Annotated in this window: 14 protein-coding genes; 9 read left to right on the top strand and 5 right to left on the bottom strand. The window is 63.4% G+C overall.

Features of this window, described 5'->3' with window-relative positions:
• The first annotated feature begins 51 nt into the window (after positions 1 to 51).
• From hemC to rsd, 5 genes are all read left to right on the top strand, one after another.
• On the top strand, positions 52 to 993 hold the full coding sequence (gene hemC, locus IFT57_RS20795) for a hydroxymethylbilane synthase (protein WP_192152539.1): 942 nt from the start codon (positions 52 to 54) through the stop codon (positions 991 to 993).
• Positions 990 to 1,748 carry a uroporphyrinogen-III synthase gene (locus IFT57_RS20790; protein WP_192152538.1) on the top strand — a complete coding sequence of 253 codons (759 nt, stop codon included), beginning with the start codon at positions 990 to 992 and terminating at the stop codon, positions 1,746 to 1,748. The genes hemC and IFT57_RS20790 overlap by 4 nt, the downstream gene beginning before the upstream one ends.
• Before the next feature lie 48 nt (positions 1,749 to 1,796).
• Positions 1,797 to 2,933, top strand: coding sequence for a uroporphyrinogen-III C-methyltransferase (locus IFT57_RS20785; RefSeq protein WP_192152537.1), 1,137 nt, complete (start codon positions 1,797 to 1,799; stop codon positions 2,931 to 2,933).
• Positions 2,930 to 4,186: a heme biosynthesis HemY N-terminal domain-containing protein gene (locus IFT57_RS20780; RefSeq protein WP_192152536.1), complete on the top strand. Its 1,257-nt coding sequence runs from the start codon at positions 2,930 to 2,932 to the stop codon at positions 4,184 to 4,186. The genes IFT57_RS20785 and IFT57_RS20780 overlap by 4 nt, the downstream gene beginning before the upstream one ends.
• 287 nt (positions 4,187 to 4,473) lie before the next feature.
• Positions 4,474 to 4,947, top strand: a complete 474-nt coding sequence (rsd, locus tag IFT57_RS20775) for a sigma D regulator (RefSeq protein ID WP_192152535.1) — start codon at positions 4,474 to 4,476, stop codon at positions 4,945 to 4,947.
• Between the two features lie 18 nt (positions 4,948 to 4,965).
• Here the strand turns inward: rsd and IFT57_RS20770 are convergent, their stop codons facing one another.
• Positions 4,966 to 5,658, bottom strand: coding sequence for an FKBP-type peptidyl-prolyl cis-trans isomerase (locus tag IFT57_RS20770; protein WP_192152534.1), 693 nt, complete (start codon positions 5,656 to 5,658; stop codon positions 4,966 to 4,968).
• Positions 5,659 to 5,806: 148 nt separating this feature from the next.
• Between IFT57_RS20770 and IFT57_RS20765 the strand changes: the two genes are divergently transcribed.
• Positions 5,807 to 6,601, top strand: a complete 795-nt coding sequence (locus tag IFT57_RS20765; protein ID WP_192152533.1) for an AlgP family protein — start codon at positions 5,807 to 5,809, stop codon at positions 6,599 to 6,601.
• Here the strand turns inward: IFT57_RS20765 and IFT57_RS20760 are convergent.
• Positions 6,562 to 7,062, bottom strand: a complete 501-nt coding sequence (locus tag IFT57_RS20760; protein WP_192152532.1) for a TIGR02444 family protein — start codon at positions 7,060 to 7,062, stop codon at positions 6,562 to 6,564. The genes IFT57_RS20765 and IFT57_RS20760 overlap by 40 nt on opposite strands.
• 50 nt (positions 7,063 to 7,112) lie before the next feature.
• Here IFT57_RS20760 and IFT57_RS20755 point away from each other — a divergent pair, with 50 nt between their 5' ends.
• Both IFT57_RS20755 and IFT57_RS20750 read left to right on the top strand, forming a co-directional pair.
• Positions 7,113 to 9,023 (top strand): ATP-binding cassette domain-containing protein, encoded by a 1,911-nt coding sequence (locus IFT57_RS20755; protein WP_192152531.1) that lies wholly within the window; start codon positions 7,113 to 7,115, stop codon positions 9,021 to 9,023.
• Positions 9,024 to 9,120: 97 nt separating this feature from the next.
• The gene (locus IFT57_RS20750; protein WP_122715994.1) at positions 9,121 to 9,753 is read left to right on the top strand and encodes a LysE family transporter; all 633 of its coding nucleotides are present in this window, start codon (positions 9,121 to 9,123) and stop codon (positions 9,751 to 9,753) included.
• A gap of 9 nt (positions 9,754 to 9,762) precedes the next feature.
• Here the strand turns inward: IFT57_RS20750 and elbB are convergent, their stop codons facing one another.
• Complete coding sequence (gene elbB / locus IFT57_RS20745) at positions 9,763 to 10,422, bottom strand: isoprenoid biosynthesis glyoxalase ElbB (RefSeq protein WP_122799748.1); 660 nt, start codon at positions 10,420 to 10,422, stop codon at positions 9,763 to 9,765.
• A 90-nt stretch (positions 10,423 to 10,512) separates the two neighbouring features.
• Complete coding sequence (locus IFT57_RS20740) at positions 10,513 to 11,127, bottom strand: DedA family protein (protein WP_122479910.1); 615 nt, start codon at positions 11,125 to 11,127, stop codon at positions 10,513 to 10,515.
• A gap of 269 nt (positions 11,128 to 11,396) precedes the next feature.
• On the opposite strand from IFT57_RS20740, the gene ppk1 reads away from it, so the two are divergent.
• Positions 11,397 to 13,622, top strand: a complete 2,226-nt coding sequence (gene ppk1 / locus IFT57_RS20735; RefSeq protein ID WP_122715990.1) for a polyphosphate kinase 1 — start codon at positions 11,397 to 11,399, stop codon at positions 13,620 to 13,622.
• A gap of 547 nt (positions 13,623 to 14,169) precedes the next feature.
• Here the strand turns inward: ppk1 and ppx are convergent.
• Positions 14,170 to 15,672, bottom strand: coding sequence for an exopolyphosphatase (gene ppx / locus IFT57_RS20730; RefSeq protein WP_122480128.1), 1,503 nt, complete (start codon positions 15,670 to 15,672; stop codon positions 14,170 to 14,172).
• Between the last annotated feature and the right edge of the window lie 51 nt (positions 15,673 to 15,723).

Raw genomic sequence — 15,723 nt, 5'->3', positions numbered from 1 at the left:
CCTGCCGCACAGCTGGTATCATCGTCCGCTAATCTTCATACGGATCGATTCATGCCCATTCGCGAAATCCGCATCGCCACCCGTAAAAGCGCGCTCGCTCTGTGGCAGGCCGAATACGTCAAGGCCCGCCTGGAGCAGGCCCATCCTGATCTGCAGGTCACCCTGGTGCCGATGGTCAGTCGTGGCGACAAGCTGCTCGACTCACCCTTGTCGAAGATCGGCGGCAAGGGGTTGTTCGTCAAGGAACTGGAAAACGCCCTGCTCGAAGGCACGGCGGACATCGCCGTGCACTCGATGAAAGACGTGCCGATGGACTTCCCCGAAGGGCTGGGGCTGTATTGTATCTGCGAGCGCGAAGACCCTCGCGACGCTTTCGTTTCCAACGCCTGGGACAGCCTGGAGGCGCTGCCGCCCGGCAGCATCGTCGGCACTTCCAGCCTGCGCCGCCAGACCCAGCTGCTGGCGCGTCGTCCCGACCTGCAGATCCGCTTCCTGCGCGGCAACGTCAACACCCGCCTGGCCAAGCTCGATGCCGGTGAATACGATGCGATCATTCTGGCCGCTGCAGGCCTGATCCGCCTGGGCTTCGAAGCGCGCATCACTACCAGCATCAGCGTCGAGGACAGCCTGCCCGCTGGCGGCCAAGGCGCGGTTGGCATCGAGTGCAGGACCGGCGACAGCGAAATCCATGCCTTGCTCGGGCCGTTGCACCATCGCGACACCGAATTCCGCGTCAGCGCCGAGCGCGCCCTGAACAAACACCTCAACGGTGGCTGCCAGGTGCCCATCGCCTGCTACGCCGTGCTCGAAGGCGAGCAGATCTGGCTGCGTGGCTTGGTGGGCGACCCGGCTGGTCAGCGCTTGCTGCATGCTCAGGCACGCGCGCCGCTGGCCGATGCGCAACAGCTGGGCGTACAGGTGGCCGAAGCCTTGCTGGAGCAGGGCGCCGACGACATTCTGCGCGCGGTTTACGGCGAGGCCGGTCATCCTTGAACCCCTGGCGAGTGTTGCTGACCCGACCCTGCGACGAGTGCGTCCTGCAAGCCCAGGCGCTGCTGGAACAGGGTGTGTTCGCGGCGAGCTTGCCATTGCTGGCGATCGAGCCGCTACCGGACAGCGACAGTCAGCGACAGGTACTGGCCGAACTGCGTCGATACGATGCCGTGATCGTGGTCAGCAAGCCCGCCGCGCGCCTGGCCCTGGACCGCGCACCTGCCAACCTCGGGCAGACCTTGTGGTTCAGCGTCGGGGCCGGCACGGCGGCCATTCTCGAAGAGCGTGGGCTGCACGTGACGTATCCTGAAACAGGAGACGATAGCGAAGCCTTGCTGAATCTGGCCCAATTGCGCGCCGCGTTGGCCAGCCCCGATCCGCGGGTGCTGATCATCCGTGGCGAAGGCGGACGGGAGGCTCTGGCCGAGCACTTGCGTGAGCAGGGCGCGACGGTGGAGTATCTGCAACTGTATCGACGCAGCGTTCCGGTCTACCCGCCGGGTGCGCTGGCGTCACGTATCGCATCGGAACGCTTGAACGCCTTGGTGGTCAGCAGTGGGCAGGGTTTTCAACACTTGCACCAATTGGCAGGCGAGCAGTGGTCGGTGATCCGTGCCCTGCCGTTGTTCGTGCCCAGCCCGCGGGTAGCTGCGCTGGCGCGTGAAGCCGGTGCCGTGAATGTTGTGGATTGCCGAGGTGCCAGTACTTCGGCGTTGCTGGCGGCGCTGCGTACGCAGGCCGCACCCAGATCGTAAGCGCGACCGCCAGCGAGGCGAGCGCGCCCCTATGCAAAGGATGGACACGTGAGCGAAACAGCCTTGCCCAAAGACGAACCGCAGAGCGTCCCCAAGACGCCTTTCGAACAGCCAGCCGCCGTGCCCCCACAGCGCTCGGCCAATGGCAACGGCTTGGCGATCATCGCGCTGGTGCTTGCCGCCGCTGGTCTGGCCGCCGCAGGCTGGGGCGTGTGGCAGGTGCGCACGCTGACTGCCGGCCATCAGCAGCAATCGCGGGTGATCGAAGGGCTGGCCACGCAAACGCTGACGCTGGAACACAACGAACGGCAACTCAGTGCCGATCTGGCGCAGTTGCCCGACGCCAACGAACTCGAAGACCGCCATCGCCTGCTTGCCCAAGTTCAGGGCGATCAGCAGCGCCTGAGCCAGCGTCTGGAAACCGTGCTGGGCGCCAGCCGCAAAGACTGGCGGCTGGCCGAAGCGGAGCATCTGCTGCGTCTGGCCAGCCTGCGCCTTTCTGCTCTGCAGGACGTCACCAGTGCTAAGGCGCTGGTGCAGGGCGCCGACGAAATCCTGCGCGAGCAGGACGACCCGCAGGCCTTCGCCGCACGCGAACAACTGACCCGCAGCCTGGCCTCGCTGCAAGGAACAACCCAGCCCGATCGCACCGGGTTGTTCCTGCAGCTGAGTGCCTTGCGCGAGCAGGCCACGCAGTTGACGGCACTTGCACCTGAATTCCAGGCAGCCGCAGAAGCTGCGCAAGGCAACTCGCCAGAAGGCGAGACACGCTGGCGCCAGTGGTGGAACAAGATTTCCGGTTTCTTCCGGGTCGACTTCAGCCCCGATGACAGCATCCGGCCGTTGCTCGCCGGGCAGAGTTTGAGCCAGGTCCGCCTGGCCTTGAGCCTGGCGCTGGAGCAGGCCCAGTGGGCCGCGCTCAATGGTCAGGGCAAGGTCTATACACAAGCGCTGGACGATGCCCGCAGTATTCTGGTGGCAGGCTTCAATCGCGAAAATGGCCCCACCCAGGCCATGATCGAACAGTTGACCGCACTCAAGAATCAGCCGGTTTCGGTCACCACTCCTGATCTGGATGCCAGCCTCAACGCCATCCAGGCCTACCTGCAGCATCGTCATACACCGGTCGAAGGCCTGCAGAAGTCGAACGAAGCAGCGCCCGCCGCTGTGGAGAACCAACCATGAAACGGTTCTACGTGATCCTGTTTCTGGTGATTGCCGCCATGGTCGGCCTCGGCCTGGCCGTGGCCAAGCACCCCGGCTACGTATTGATCGACTACCCCCATGTGATGCGCTACGAGTCGGGCCTGTGGACCACGCTGCTGGCCTTGCTGGTTCTGGTCTTGCTGGCGTTCGTCGTCTACCTGCTGATCAGCGTCGTGGTCAGCTCCGGTCGCGTGGTCAATCCGTGGTCGGGGCGCAATCGCAATCGCCGCGTGCAGACGTCCATCGAGAAGGGCCAACTAGACCTCGCCGAAGGGCGCTGGGCCAGTGCCCAGAAGCACCTCCAGCACGCGGCCGAAAATGAACGTCAGCCATTGCTGTATTACCTCGGTGCAGCACGCGCGGCCAATGAACAAGGCCGCTATGAAGAAAGCGACAACCTGCTCGAACGGGCGCTGGCGCGTCAGCCACAAGCGGAATTGGCGATCGCCTTGAACCATGCTCAGTTGCAGAGCGATCGCGGCGACAGCGACGGCTCCCTGCAGACCCTGCAGGCCATGCACGAACGTCATCCGCGCAACGTGCAGGTGCTGCGTCAACTGCAGCGTGTGCATCAGCAGCGTGGAGACTGGCCAGCGGTGGTCAAACTGCTGCCTCAATTGCGCAAGGACAAGGCCCTGCCGGCGGCCGAACTTGCCGAGCTCGAACGACGTGCCTGGGGCGAGAACCTGAGCGTGGCGGCGCACGCGCCCGCTCAGGAGCAGGGGCAGGGCGAGGCAGGCCTGGCTGCGCTGGAGCGCGCCTGGCAGGCACTCAGCTCGGCACAACGCCAGGAACCTGCATTGGTGCTTGCCTATGCCGAGCAACTACGCCAGATAGGCGCGCAAGCCCAGGCTGAGGAAGTGCTACGAACTGCGCAGAAACGCCAGTACGACACACACCTGGCTCGCCTCTATGGCCTGGTGATCGGCGCTGACCCTGCGCGTCAATTGCAGACTGCCGAAGGCTGGCTCAAACAGCATCCCCACGATGCCGGCTTGTTGTTGACCCTGGGTCGCCTGTGCCTGCAGAACCGCCTGTGGGGCAAGGCTCGCGACTATCTGGAAAGCAGCCTGCGCCTGCAGCGCAGCCCGGAAACCTGCGCGGAATTGGCACGCCTGCTCGCACAGCTGGGCGACACCGAACGCAGCAACCAGTTGTTTCAAGAGGGCCTCGGGCTGCTCGACGAACGTTTGCTGGCTGCACCTCTGCCCACTGCGGTGCGCACGCTCTGAGCTTCTCTGGCGGGTAGAACCCGACTGCTCTGCCGCTCTGCTCTCGTACCGACGCCGGGAGCAGACACAAGCGCCAGCAAAACCGGCGCTTGGCGCAACATCCCCCGCGATTAAACGCTTGTATGAACTTTATCCGATGCGTACCTTGATGCCATAGGCGCACGGGCATAATCTCCCCGTGCATGTACATCGACATTCGCCGTCACAGACTGCGAATCGGTCCGAGCCCTGCTTCCTGTGGTACAGGATCGCGAAGCCGGGCATGACCCACAAGGGAAGCACTCATCATGTTGGAAAGCTGCAAGAATGCCCAGGAACGCTGGGGCGGAGTTCACCTGCTGATCGATCGCTGGTTGCAGGAACGCAATGAGCTGATCAAGGCATTCGATGCACTGGGCGACACGCCCCAGGCCTTGGTCGAGGATCGCAAGAGGCTGCAGGATTTTTGCGGCTTGCTGGTCGACTACACGTCGGCGGGCCACTTCGAGATCTATGAGCAATTGACCGACGAGGCCAAGGCGTTCAATGACAAGCGTGGACTGGAGCTGGCCGAGACGATCTGGCCACGCATCGACGAAATCACCCAGAAAGCGCTCGACTTCAACGATTACTGCGACAAGGGCGACTGTTCCGATGCCGCCTTCATTCTGGACAAGCTCAAGGAGCTGGGCGGGTTATTGCACGAGCGCTTCGAGCTCGAAGACTGCCTGATCGAAGTTTTGCATAACGCCCACAAGGAAGAGTCCGTCGCCCAGGCGTGACTCTCTCTCGACGCGGCCCTAAGGGGCCGTGGCCAGCAGATGAATGTCGAAGGTCAGCGGTGTATTGGGTGGAATCAAGGCACCGGCGCCGTCTGCTCCATAGGCGTGGGCCGATGCAATGACCACACGCCACTTCGCGCCGACCGGCATCTGCGGCAACACCGTACGCCAGCCTTCGATGACGCTGTCCAGGCGAAACCATTGCGCCTGGGTGCTTTGGTCGAACACGCTGCCGTCCGGCAGCCTCCCCACGTATTGAACCTGCACACGTCCATCGGCTGTGGCAGGAGCCCCTGCGCCAGGTTCCAGCACGGTTACCAGAATCCCGTCGGCAATCTCCCGCACCCCGGCCTTGGCGCGTTCGCCGGCCATGAAGCGGCGTTCGGCAGCCAGCGCCTGTTCCGTATCGGCTGATTCGTCAGGCTTGTCCCCCTTGTCCGCCTGTGCCTGGTACTGAGCCAGCAATTGGCCGATGCGCTCGTCGCTCAATGCCAGCGGCTCTTGTCGATACGCTTCCTGCAAGCCCTTGAGCAGGGCGTCGAGCTGAAGACCGGGGGCATCCTGACGCAGGCGTTCCCCCAGGCTGGCGCCCACACTGTAGGCCAGGTCACGGGCACCGTCCGGCGCCGCTTGCGCCGCCTGGGCATGTGCTTGCGGCAGGGCCAGGGATAACGGCACCAAGGACAACGACAACAGCAGGCGAGGCAACATCACATTCTCCAGGACAAGACACGGCGAGCATGGACCGATTATGCCACCGACCGGGAAACCGGGCCTTGCGGACGCAGTCAACATGTTCTGGCGGCTCTACAGCCACAGGTCTAGTATGAGCCTCTACCCATCGGCCAGGAGGTAACCCATGTCGGCTAACAAGAAGCCCGTAAACACCCCGTTGCATTTGCTTCAACAGCTTTCCGGCAGTTTGCTCGAGCACCTTGAAAGTGCATGTTCCCAGGCCTTGGCCGATGCTGAAAAACTGCTCGCCAAGCTCGAGAAGCAGCGCGGCAAGGCTCAGGAAAAACTGCACAAGTCGCGCACCAAAGTGCAGGACGCTGCCGCCGCCGGCAAGAAAAAGAAGCAAGCCAAGGCGCACGACTCGGTGAGCGAACTCGAACAACTGCTCGACGAGCTCAAGGACCGCCAGGCCGAAACCCGCGCCTACATCGTCGAGCTCAAGCGCGACGCCCAGGAAAGCCTGAAACTGGCCGCCGGTGTCGGGCGCGTCCAGGAAGCGGCGAGCAAGGCAATCGAAACCCGTTCGGCCAAACCCAAGGCAACCCCTGCGGCCGCGGCCAAGTCGGCCAGCCCGGCAGCCAAGCCTGCCGTCCGTACGCCTGCCAAGAGCACCCCAGCCGGGTCGACTGCACGTGCTGCTGCAAAGCCTGCAACCAGCAAAACCACCCGTGTAGCTGCCGCAGCCACTGCAAGCAAGCCCGCGGTTTCCCGCAGCACTACGCGCAAGGCCCTGGCGGCCCCGGGCGCAGCGGTCAAGCCTGAAGCCAAGGCACCCGCCAAGCCGGCTGCGCGGCCGGCCAGAAAGCCTGCGGCCGCCAAGTCGCTTGCCGCAGCCGTGCACTCGAGTGCGACCGAGTCCGGTGCTCCCTCCACGGGTGCTCAGGACGACAAAGGCGGCGCATCTTCGAGCGAAGCCTGAGTCTGCCTGGCTGCCATGCCCAGCACTTGTAACGCCGCGCTCGAGTGCGCGGCCGTTGCCGGTAGCAAAGCAGGCAGCCAGGTCATGCTCAAGCACTGCGTAGCGAGGGGCCAGGGCGCGGCCTGATCGTGCAGGCGCTGCAGCAACTGGCGTTCGGCGTTCAGTTCCAGCGCCTTGACCGATTCGCGCAGGTGCATCAGCTCAGGGTCTTGCACGGCCTGGGCTCGCCATTGCTGGCGCAATTCGCGCAAGGGCCGCACCACGTCCTCATGCCAAGGCCTGGCGATCGCCTCCAGCAGCGTCACCCGTTCGCATGTGCAGGCCACGCCTCTCGCCTCCAGCCAGGCACCGCACAGCAACAGGCACACGTTGGCGCCATTCGCCTGCAACTGCAGGCACGCGTCCTCCACGCCGGGTCGGGCATACAGGTCCAGGGCAAACTCCCACAACTCATCATGCATTGTGCTACTCGCGCCAGTGGGCAAGGAAGCTGGTAGACTTCGCCGCCATTATGATCCGACTTCAGAACCTCACTTTACAGCGTGGCCCGCAGCGTCTGCTAGAAGACGCCGAGCTGACCCTGCACGCCGGTCAGAAAGCCGGCCTCATCGGTGCCAACGGTGCCGGCAAATCCAGCCTGTTTGCCTTGCTGCGCGGCGAGCTTGTGCCCGACTCCGGCAATTGCTACCTGCCCGCCGATTGGCGTATCGCCCACATGCGCCAGGAAGTCGATACCCTCGAACGCATTGCGGTCGACTACGTACTCGATGGCGATGTGCGTCTGCGCGAAGTGCAGCAGGCACTGGCGGATGCCGAGGCCACGCACGATGGCGCGGCCCAGGCACGTCTGCATGCCGAGCTCGACAGCGCCGATGGGTATACCGCGGACGCACGTGCACGCAAGCTGCTCGCAGGGCTTGGTTTCAGCAACGAGCAGATGGACCGTCAGGTCGGTGATTTTTCCGGTGGCTGGCGGATGCGTCTGAGCCTGGCTCAGGCCTTGATGTGCCCGTCCGACCTGCTGCTGCTCGACGAACCGACCAACCACCTGGATCTCGACGCCATCCTGTGGCTCGAGGACTGGCTCAAGGGCTATCCCGGCACCCTGCTGTTGATCTCCCACGACCGCGACTTCCTCGACGAAGTCGTCGACCATGTGGCCCACGTCGAACAGCAGAAGCTGACCTTGTACCGTGGTGGCTACAGCGCTTTCGAACGTGCCCGTGCCGAACGCCTGGCGCAGCAGCAGCAAGCGTACGAGAAGCAGCAAGTGCAGCGTGCGCACATGGAGAAGTACATTGCGCGCTTCAAGGCCCAGGCCACCAAGGCGCGTCAGGCGCAGAGCCGGATCAAGGCCCTGGAGCGCATGGAAGAGCTGTCGGCGGCGCACGTCGATTCGCCCTTCGACTTCGTGTTCCGCGAATCGGTGAAGATTTCCAGCCCCTTGCTAGACCTGTCCGAAGGTCGGCTGGGCTATGGCGAAACGGCCGTGCTGGAGAAGGTCAAGCTGCAACTGGCGCCCGGTGCGCGCATTGGCCTGTTGGGCCCCAATGGCGCGGGCAAGTCGACCCTGATCAAGAACCTCGCCGGCGAGCTCACGCCCATCGGCGGGCGTCTGGTACGTGGCGAGAACCTGGTGGTGGGCTATTTCGCCCAGCACCAGCTGGATTCCCTGGACAGCAAGGCCAGCCCGTTGCTGCATCTGCAACGGCTGGCGCCGGGCGAGCGTGAGCAGGTGCTGCGCGACTTCCTCGGTGGCTTCGATTTCCGTGGCGCGCGCATCGATGAACCGGTGCTGAATTTCTCCGGGGGCGAAAAGGCCCGCCTGGCGCTGGCATTGATTGCCTGGGAACGGCCCAACCTGTTGCTGCTCGACGAACCGACCAACCACCTCGACCTGGAGATGCGCCTGGCCCTGACCATGGCCCTGCAGGAGTTCAGTGGCGCGGTGCTGGTGGTGTCCCACGACCGGCATCTGCTCAAGAGCACCACCGACGATTTCCTGTTGGTGGCCGATGGCAAGGTCGAGCCGTTTGATGGCGATCTGGACGACTACGCGCGCTGGCTGGTGGATTATCGCCAGCGCCATGCGCCAGTCAGCAATACCCCGGTCAACCTCGACAAGACCGACAAGAAAGCCCAACGGCAGGCCGCCGCCGCACTGCGTCAGCAACTGGCACCGCACAAGCGCCAGGCCGACAAGCTGGAACGCGACCTTGGCGAGGTTCACGAGAAGCTGGCGAAGATCGAAGCCGCCTTGTCCGACAGTGCGCTCTACGAGGCCGCGCGCAAGGATGAACTGCGCGACCAGCTTGCCCAACAGGCCAAGCTCAAGGTGCGCGAGGGTGAGCTGGAAGAGCAGTGGATGGAAGCGCTGGAACTGCTCGAAGACATGCAGGCGCAACTCGAGGCATTGGCCTGATACCGGGGCTTGATGCGGAGCTGCCTGCACGGGCCCATAGCCAAATTCGCTGCGCCGTTTTACCTTAGGCTGTCCCTATTCGAGCGTCGAGGTCCGTATGCTGCTGGAAACCTGGTTGGCCTTTTTGGTGGCGTGCTGGATCATCAGTCTTTCGCCGGGGGCCGGAGCTATCGCGTCCATGTCCAGTGGCCTGCAGCACGGTTTCCTGCGCGGCTACTGGAATGCGATCGGCCTGCAGTTGGGCCTGCTTCTGCAAATTGCGATCATTGCGGCTGGCGTCGGGGCCGTGCTCGCGGCGTCGGCCACGGCGTTCCAGGCGATCAAATGGTTTGGCGTGCTCTATCTGCTCTATCTTGCGTTCAAGCAATGGCGTGCACTGCCTGCCGACATCGGTGAGGAAGCGGGGCAAAAGCCGGCTGGCAAGGCATCGAGCCTGGTGCTGCGTGGTTTTCTGGTGAACGTCGGCAACCCCAAGGCGCTGGTATTCATGCTGGCGGTATTGCCGCAATTCATCAATCCGCATGCGCCACTGCTGGTTCAATACCTGACCATTGCAGCGACCATGGTGACCGTGGACCTGATCGTCATGGCCGGCTATACCGGGCTGGCGGCGAAGGTGCTGCGGCTGCTGCGCACGCCGCGTCAGCAGCGGCGCATGAACCGCACCTTCGCTGGCTTGTTCGTGGCGGCGGCGACCCTGCTCGCTACGCTGCGGCGGGTGCCTGCCTGAGGTCGGCGGTCAAGCCTGGGTGAGTTCGATCACCCGGTCCACCAGCTTGTTGATGCCGGCGGCGGCTTCGCTGATGGTCTTGGCGCTCATGTAGGCGGGGGTGCTGACCAGCTTGCGGGCGGTGTCCTCGACGATCTCGGTCACTTCGCATTCCTGGTGAGTGCCACCCATCTTCTCGATGGCCTGCGCGGTTTCGGCATCGGTACCGATAGTGCAGGTCACGCCAGGGCCGTAGATTTTTGCCGCCAGCGCCGGTGAGATGCAGATCAAGCCAACCGGCTTGCGCGCTTCGGCGAAGGCCTCGGCCAGTGCCTGCACTTGCAGGTTGACCGAGCAGGCGGCGCCGTCGCTGGCGAAGGAAGACAGATTCTTCGCCGCGCCGAATCCGCCTGGAACGATCAAGGCATCGAAGTCGTCGGCGTTGGCCAGGGCAATGTCCTTGACCTCGCCACGGGCGATCCGCGCCGATTCCACCAGCACGTTGCGCGACTCGGGCATTTCCTCGCCGTTCAGGTGGTTGATCACATGCTTCTGGGCAACGTCTGGCGCGAAGCACTGCACTTCGCAGCCGCGCTGGTCCAGGCGCAGCAAGGTGATCACGCTTTCCTGGATTTCGCTGCCGTCATAGACGCCACAGCCAGAAAGGATCACCGCGATTTTCTTGGTCATGTCGAACTCCGATTGTGGCCACTGCTTCATTGGCATGTGTTCAGTAGCATGGATCCCGCTCGGCGGCGCGTGTTCAGTTCGAGCAGGCGATCAGGGCTGCTCGTCACCGGGCGCAGGGGTTGCCGCGGGAGCTTCCAGGCGCGCCTGGCGGGCGATGCGTGCGGCCTTGATGCGGCGCCGCACCCACAGCAGGACGCCGATCAGCACCAGCGCGCCGAGGACCCACAGCTCGTATTTCTTGACGTTGCCCAGCATGTGTTCGAGGAACGAGCCGAAATGGTAGGCCGCCAGGCCCAGTGCCGTGGCCCAGACCGCGGCTCCGATGCCGTTGAGCAGCAGGTAACGCCGTGGTGGATAGCCGGACAGGCCGATCGCCACTGGCATGACAGTGCGCAGGCCATAGACGAAACGAAAGCTCAGCACCCAGATGTCCGGATGCCGGCGGATGTGCTCCAACGCACGGTCGCCCAACAGCTGCCAACGAGGTTTGCGCGCCAGTAGCTTGCGTCCATGCTTGCGGCCCATGAAATACCATAGCTGGTCGCCTGCGTAGCTGCCGAAAAAGGCCACCACCACAACCATGTTGATATCCATGTAGCCACGGAACGCCAGAAACCCGGCCAGGACCAGAATGGTCTCGCCTTCGAAGAACGTGCCGAGGAACAGGGCGAAATAGCCAAAATCGTTCAGGAATTGTTGGAGCATTTTATCGATGCTGGCGAAGTGAATGCGCAGCCTAACCCGTCATGGACATACATGAAAGTGTCCAAATGTGTCTTGTCGTGAACAATGCTTGTCAACCTGAGAACGCAGACACCTTGTGGATGCGGCCGGTCATGTCATGCAACCGTCATAATCCATGCTTATAACTGTCGCGCCCCCTTCCAAGCGTGCAGGCGTCAATGGCATCCTGACGCATTACGCGATCCGTGCCGCTCAATTGCAAAGGGCAGTTACGCCCTCGGGAACGCCAGATGAACAACGAAGCCCAGACTCAAGTCGCTCTCACCCAAGATCAGCCGGTGGTCGAAACCCCGGTAGAAGCGCCGTTGGTCATAGAAGCCATCGTCGAACCCGCGCACCCGAGCGAGGCCCTTGCGCCGGCGCCGCACATCGTCGTGCCGGGGCTGGACGACAGCAGCCTGTACATCCATCGCGAACTGTCGCAGTTGCAGTTCAATATCCGCGTGCTGGAGCAGGCGCTGGATGAATCCTATCCGCTGCTCGAGCGGCTCAAGTTCCTGCTGATCTTTTCCAGCAACCTCGACGAGTTCTTCGAGATCCGCGTCGCAGGGCTGAAGAAGCAGATCACCTTTGCCCGCGAACAGGCCGGCGCCGACGGTCTTCAGCCGCATCAGGCGCTGGCGCGGATCAGCGAGCTGGTGCATGGCCATGTCGATCGCCAGTACGCCATCCTCAACGACATCCTGTTGCCGGAGCTGGAGAAACACCAGGTTCGCTTCATTCGTCGGCGGCATTGGACAACCAAGCTCAAGACCTGGGTGCGTCGCTATTTCCGCGACGAAATCGCGCCGATCATCACGCCCATCGGCCTGGACCCTACGCACCCGTTCCCGCTGCTGGTGAACAAGAGCCTGAACTTCATCGTCGAGCTCGAAGGCGTGGATGCCTTCGGTCGCGACTCTGGCCTGGCGATCATTCCGGCACCGCGGTTGCTGCCGCGGGTGATCAAGGTGCCCGAGGACGTAGGCGGGCCGGGCGACAATTTCGTGTTCCTGTCCTCGATGATCCATGCCCATGCCGATGACCTGTTCCAAGGCATGAAAGTGAAGGGCTGCTATCAATTTCGCCTGACCCGCAACGCCGACCTGTCGGTCGATACCGAGGACGTCGAAGACCTGGCGCGTGCGCTGCGCGGCGAGCTGTTCTCGCGTCGCTACGGCGATGCGGTGCGTCTTGAAGTGGCCGACACCTGTCCCAAGCTTCTGTCCGACTATCTGCTCAAGCAGTTCAACCTGTCGGACACCGAGCTGTATCAGGTCAACGGCCCGGTCAACCTGACGCGTCTGTTCAGCATCACCGGTCTGGACAGCCATCCCGAGCTGCAGTACCTGCCGTTCACGCCGCAGATTCCGAAGCTGTTGCAGAACAGCGAGAACATTTTCAGCGTGGTCAGCAAGCAGGACATCCTGTTGCTGCACCCCTTCGAATCGTTCACGCCCGTGGTCGATCTGTTGCGCCAGGCGGCCAAGGATCCTCATGTGCTGGCCGTGCGGCAGACGCTGTACCGCAGCGGTGCCAATTCCGAGATCGTCGATGCGTTGGTGGATGCCGCCCGCAACGGCAAGGAAGTCACCGTGGTCATCGAGCTGCGCGCGCGTTTCGACGAGGAATCCAACCTGCAGTTGGCCAGCCGTCTGCAGGCCGCGGGCGCGGTGGTGATCTACGGCGTGGTGGGGTTCAAGACCCACGCCAAGATGATGCTCATTCTGCGCCGCGAGGCAGGTGAGATCGTGCGCTATGCACACTTGGGCACCGGTAACTACCACGCCGGCAATGCCAAGCTGTACACCGACTACAGTCTGCTGACCTCGGACGATGCACTGTGCGAAGACGTCGGCAAGTTGTTCAGCCAGTTGATCGGCATGGGCAAGACGCTGCGCATGAAAAAGCTGTTGCATGCACCCTTCACGTTGAAGAAGGGCATGCTCGACATGATCGCTCGGGAGACGCAGTACGCGATCGACGGCAAGCCTGCGCACATCATTGCCAAGTTCAATTCGCTGACCGACCCGAAGGTCATTCGCGCGTTGTACAAGGCCAGTCAGTCAGGGGTGCGCATCGATCTGGTGGTGCGCGGCATGTGCTGCCTGCGTCCGGGCATTCCCGGGGTGTCGCACAACATCCATGTGCGCTCGATCATCGGGCGGTTCCTGGAGCACACGCGGGTGTTCTACTTCCTCAACGGAGGCGAGGAGCAGATGTTCCTGTCCAGTGCCGACTGGATGGAGCGCAACCTCGACAAGCGCGTCGAAACCTGTTTCCCGGTGGAAGGCAAGAAGCTGATCGTGCGGGTCAAGAAGGAGCTGGAGAGCTACCTGACCGACAACACCCATTCCTGGATCCTGCAGGCCGACGGACGCTACGTGCGCAACACGCCGACCGGCAACCAGAACGCCCGCAGTGCGCAGGACACCCTGCTCGAGCGGCTGAGCAACCCGATCCTGCCGGTGCGTTAGCAGCCAGCGAGATCGGCGGCGCGATCTTCGCGGCCACTGGCCGCTCCTACAGAGATCGCGTTGCACCGTAGGAGCGGTCATCGGCCGCGAAGGGGGCGCTGCGGTCTATCAGGCAGATGGCGGCGCGATCTTCGCGGCCACTGGCCGCTCCTACAGGGATCGCGTTGCACCGTAGGAGCGGTCATCGGCCGCGAAATGGGCGCTGCGGTCTGTCAGGCAGATGGCGGCGCGATCTTGGCGGCCACTGGCCGCTCCTACAGAGATCGCGTTGCACCGTAGGAGCGGTCATCGGCCGCGAAACAGACGCTGCGGTCTATCAGGCAGATGGCGGCGCGATCTTCGCGGCCACTGGCCGCTCCTACAGGGATCGCGTTGCACCGTAGGAGCGGTCATCGGCCGCGAAATGGGCGCTGCGGTCTGTCAGGCAGATGGCGGCGCGATCTTCGCGGCCACTGGCCGCTCCTACAGAGATCGCGTTGCACCGTAGGAGCGGTCATCGGCCGCGAAATGGGCGCTGCGGTCTATCAGGCAGATGGCGGCGCGGTCTTCAGCGCACGGTGAGGGTAAAGCCTACGCGGGTCAGCCATTCGGCTTCCTGGGCGAAGTCGGCCTGGGTCAGCTGGTTGTTCTCCAGCCAGCCATCGGGGAACACCACATCCAGGCTCTTGGCCTTGGCATGCAGGGACACCGCCGGCATCTCCTGGGTACCACGAATGTGGTGGAACAGGATGGCGAAGCGCAGCAGCACGCACAGACGGATCAACTGCACACCGTCATCGCCGAACTCGGCGAACTTGTCCTTGGGAATGTTGCGGCGGTGGCCGCGCACCAGCAGCGCCAGCATCTGCTGGTCTTCGCGCGAGAACCCGGCCAGGTCGGAGTGTTCGATCAGGTAGGCGCCGTGCTTGTGGTAATGGTAATGGGCAATGTCCAGGCCTATCTCGTGAACCTTCGCCGCCCAGCCCAGCAGCTCGCGCCAGACCCCGTCTTCCAGCTCCCAGTCCGCCGCCACCTGGTCGAAGGCATGCAGCGCCTTGCGCTCGACGCGCTCGGCCTGCTCGACATCGACGTGATAGCGGGTCATCAACGAACCCAGGGTCCGTTCGCGTACGTCCTCGTGGTGATGACGGCCCAGCAGGTCGTACAGCACGCCTTCGCGCAGGGCGCCATCGCAATGGTCCATGCGCTGCAGGGCGAGGGCATCGAAGATCGCTTCGAGAATCGCCAGCCCGGCGGGAAAGATGGTCCGACGGTCCGGCTTGATGCCGTCGAAATCGATCTTGTCGACATCGCCCAGCTTGAACAGCTTGCGCTTGAGCCAGGCCAGCCCTTCGGCATTGACCTCGCCGCTGCCCTGGCCGCCGGCCTTGAGGGCCAGGCCTATGGCGCGGATGGTGCCGGAGGAGCCGATGGCTTCGTCCCAGCTGAGCCGGTGCAGGGCATTCTCGATGCTCATGATCTCCAGGCGCGCTGCCGTGTACGCCTGGGCGTAGCGGGCCGGGGTGATCTTGCCGTCGCGGAAGTAGCGCTGGGTGTAGCTCACGCAGCCCATTTGCAGGCTCTCGCGCAGCAGGGGTTCGAAACGCTGACCGATGATGAACTCGGTGCTGCCGCCACCGATATCGGCGACCAGGCGCTTGCCCGGCGTGTCGGCCAAGGTGTGGGAGACGCCCAGATAGATCAGGCGAGCTTCTTCGCGGCCAGAGATGACTTCCACCGGATGACCGAGGATCTGCTCGGCGCGGACGATGAATTCATTGCGGTTGCGGGCTTCGCGCAGGGCGTTGGTGCCCACGATGCGCACCGCCCCCAGGGGCAAGCCGTTGATCAGTTGGGCGAAGCGCTTGAGGCAATCCAGGCCGCGCTGCATCGATTCTTCGCTGAGCTTGCGCTCTTCGTCGATGCCGGCGGCCAACTGAACCTTTTCACCCAGGCGTTCGAGGATGCGGATTTCATTGACGTGGGCCTTGGCCACCACCATATGAAAGCTGTTCGAGCCCAGGTCGATGGCGGCGATCAGGGACAGGTTCTTGGCTTTGGTCTGCGGCATGGTCAAAGGATCTCGGTCGTTAACCCCCGCATCGTGCCACGATCAGGCGAC

Source organism: Pseudomonas sp. CFBP 13719 (assembly GCF_014842095.1).
Taxonomy (GTDB): domain Bacteria; phylum Pseudomonadota; class Gammaproteobacteria; order Pseudomonadales; family Pseudomonadaceae; genus Aquipseudomonas.
The sequence above is the reverse complement of the archived record's forward strand: the minus strand, read 5'-3'. Positions and strand labels throughout refer to the sequence as shown.

Excerpts from the sequence above, each read along its gene's own strand:
- IFT57_RS20765 (WP_192152533.1), top strand. The coding sequence starts at position 5,807 with ATGTCGGCTAACAAGAAGCCCGTAAACACCCCGTTGCATTTGCTTCAA.
- IFT57_RS20755 (WP_192152531.1), top strand. The coding sequence starts at position 7,113 with ATGATCCGACTTCAGAACCTCACTTTACAGCGTGGCCCGCAGCGTCTG.
- ppk1 (WP_122715990.1), top strand. The coding sequence starts at position 11,397 with ATGAACAACGAAGCCCAGACTCAAGTCGCTCTCACCCAAGATCAGCCG.
- IFT57_RS20750 (WP_122715994.1), top strand. The coding sequence starts at position 9,121 with ATGCTGCTGGAAACCTGGTTGGCCTTTTTGGTGGCGTGCTGGATCATC.
- IFT57_RS20740 (WP_122479910.1), bottom strand. The coding sequence starts at position 11,127 with ATGCTCCAACAATTCCTGAACGATTTTGGCTATTTCGCCCTGTTCCTC.
- elbB (WP_122799748.1), bottom strand. The coding sequence starts at position 10,422 with ATGACCAAGAAAATCGCGGTGATCCTTTCTGGCTGTGGCGTCTATGAC.
- IFT57_RS20770 (WP_192152534.1), bottom strand. The coding sequence starts at position 5,658 with ATGTTGCCTCGCCTGCTGTTGTCGTTGTCCTTGGTGCCGTTATCCCTG.
- hemC (WP_192152539.1), top strand. The coding sequence starts at position 52 with ATGCCCATTCGCGAAATCCGCATCGCCACCCGTAAAAGCGCGCTCGCT.
- rsd (WP_192152535.1), top strand. The coding sequence starts at position 4,474 with ATGTTGGAAAGCTGCAAGAATGCCCAGGAACGCTGGGGCGGAGTTCAC.
- IFT57_RS20780 (WP_192152536.1), top strand. The coding sequence starts at position 2,930 with ATGAAACGGTTCTACGTGATCCTGTTTCTGGTGATTGCCGCCATGGTC.
- IFT57_RS20760 (WP_192152532.1), bottom strand. The coding sequence starts at position 7,062 with ATGCATGATGAGTTGTGGGAGTTTGCCCTGGACCTGTATGCCCGACCC.
- ppx (WP_122480128.1), bottom strand. The coding sequence starts at position 15,672 with ATGCCGCAGACCAAAGCCAAGAACCTGTCCCTGATCGCCGCCATCGAC.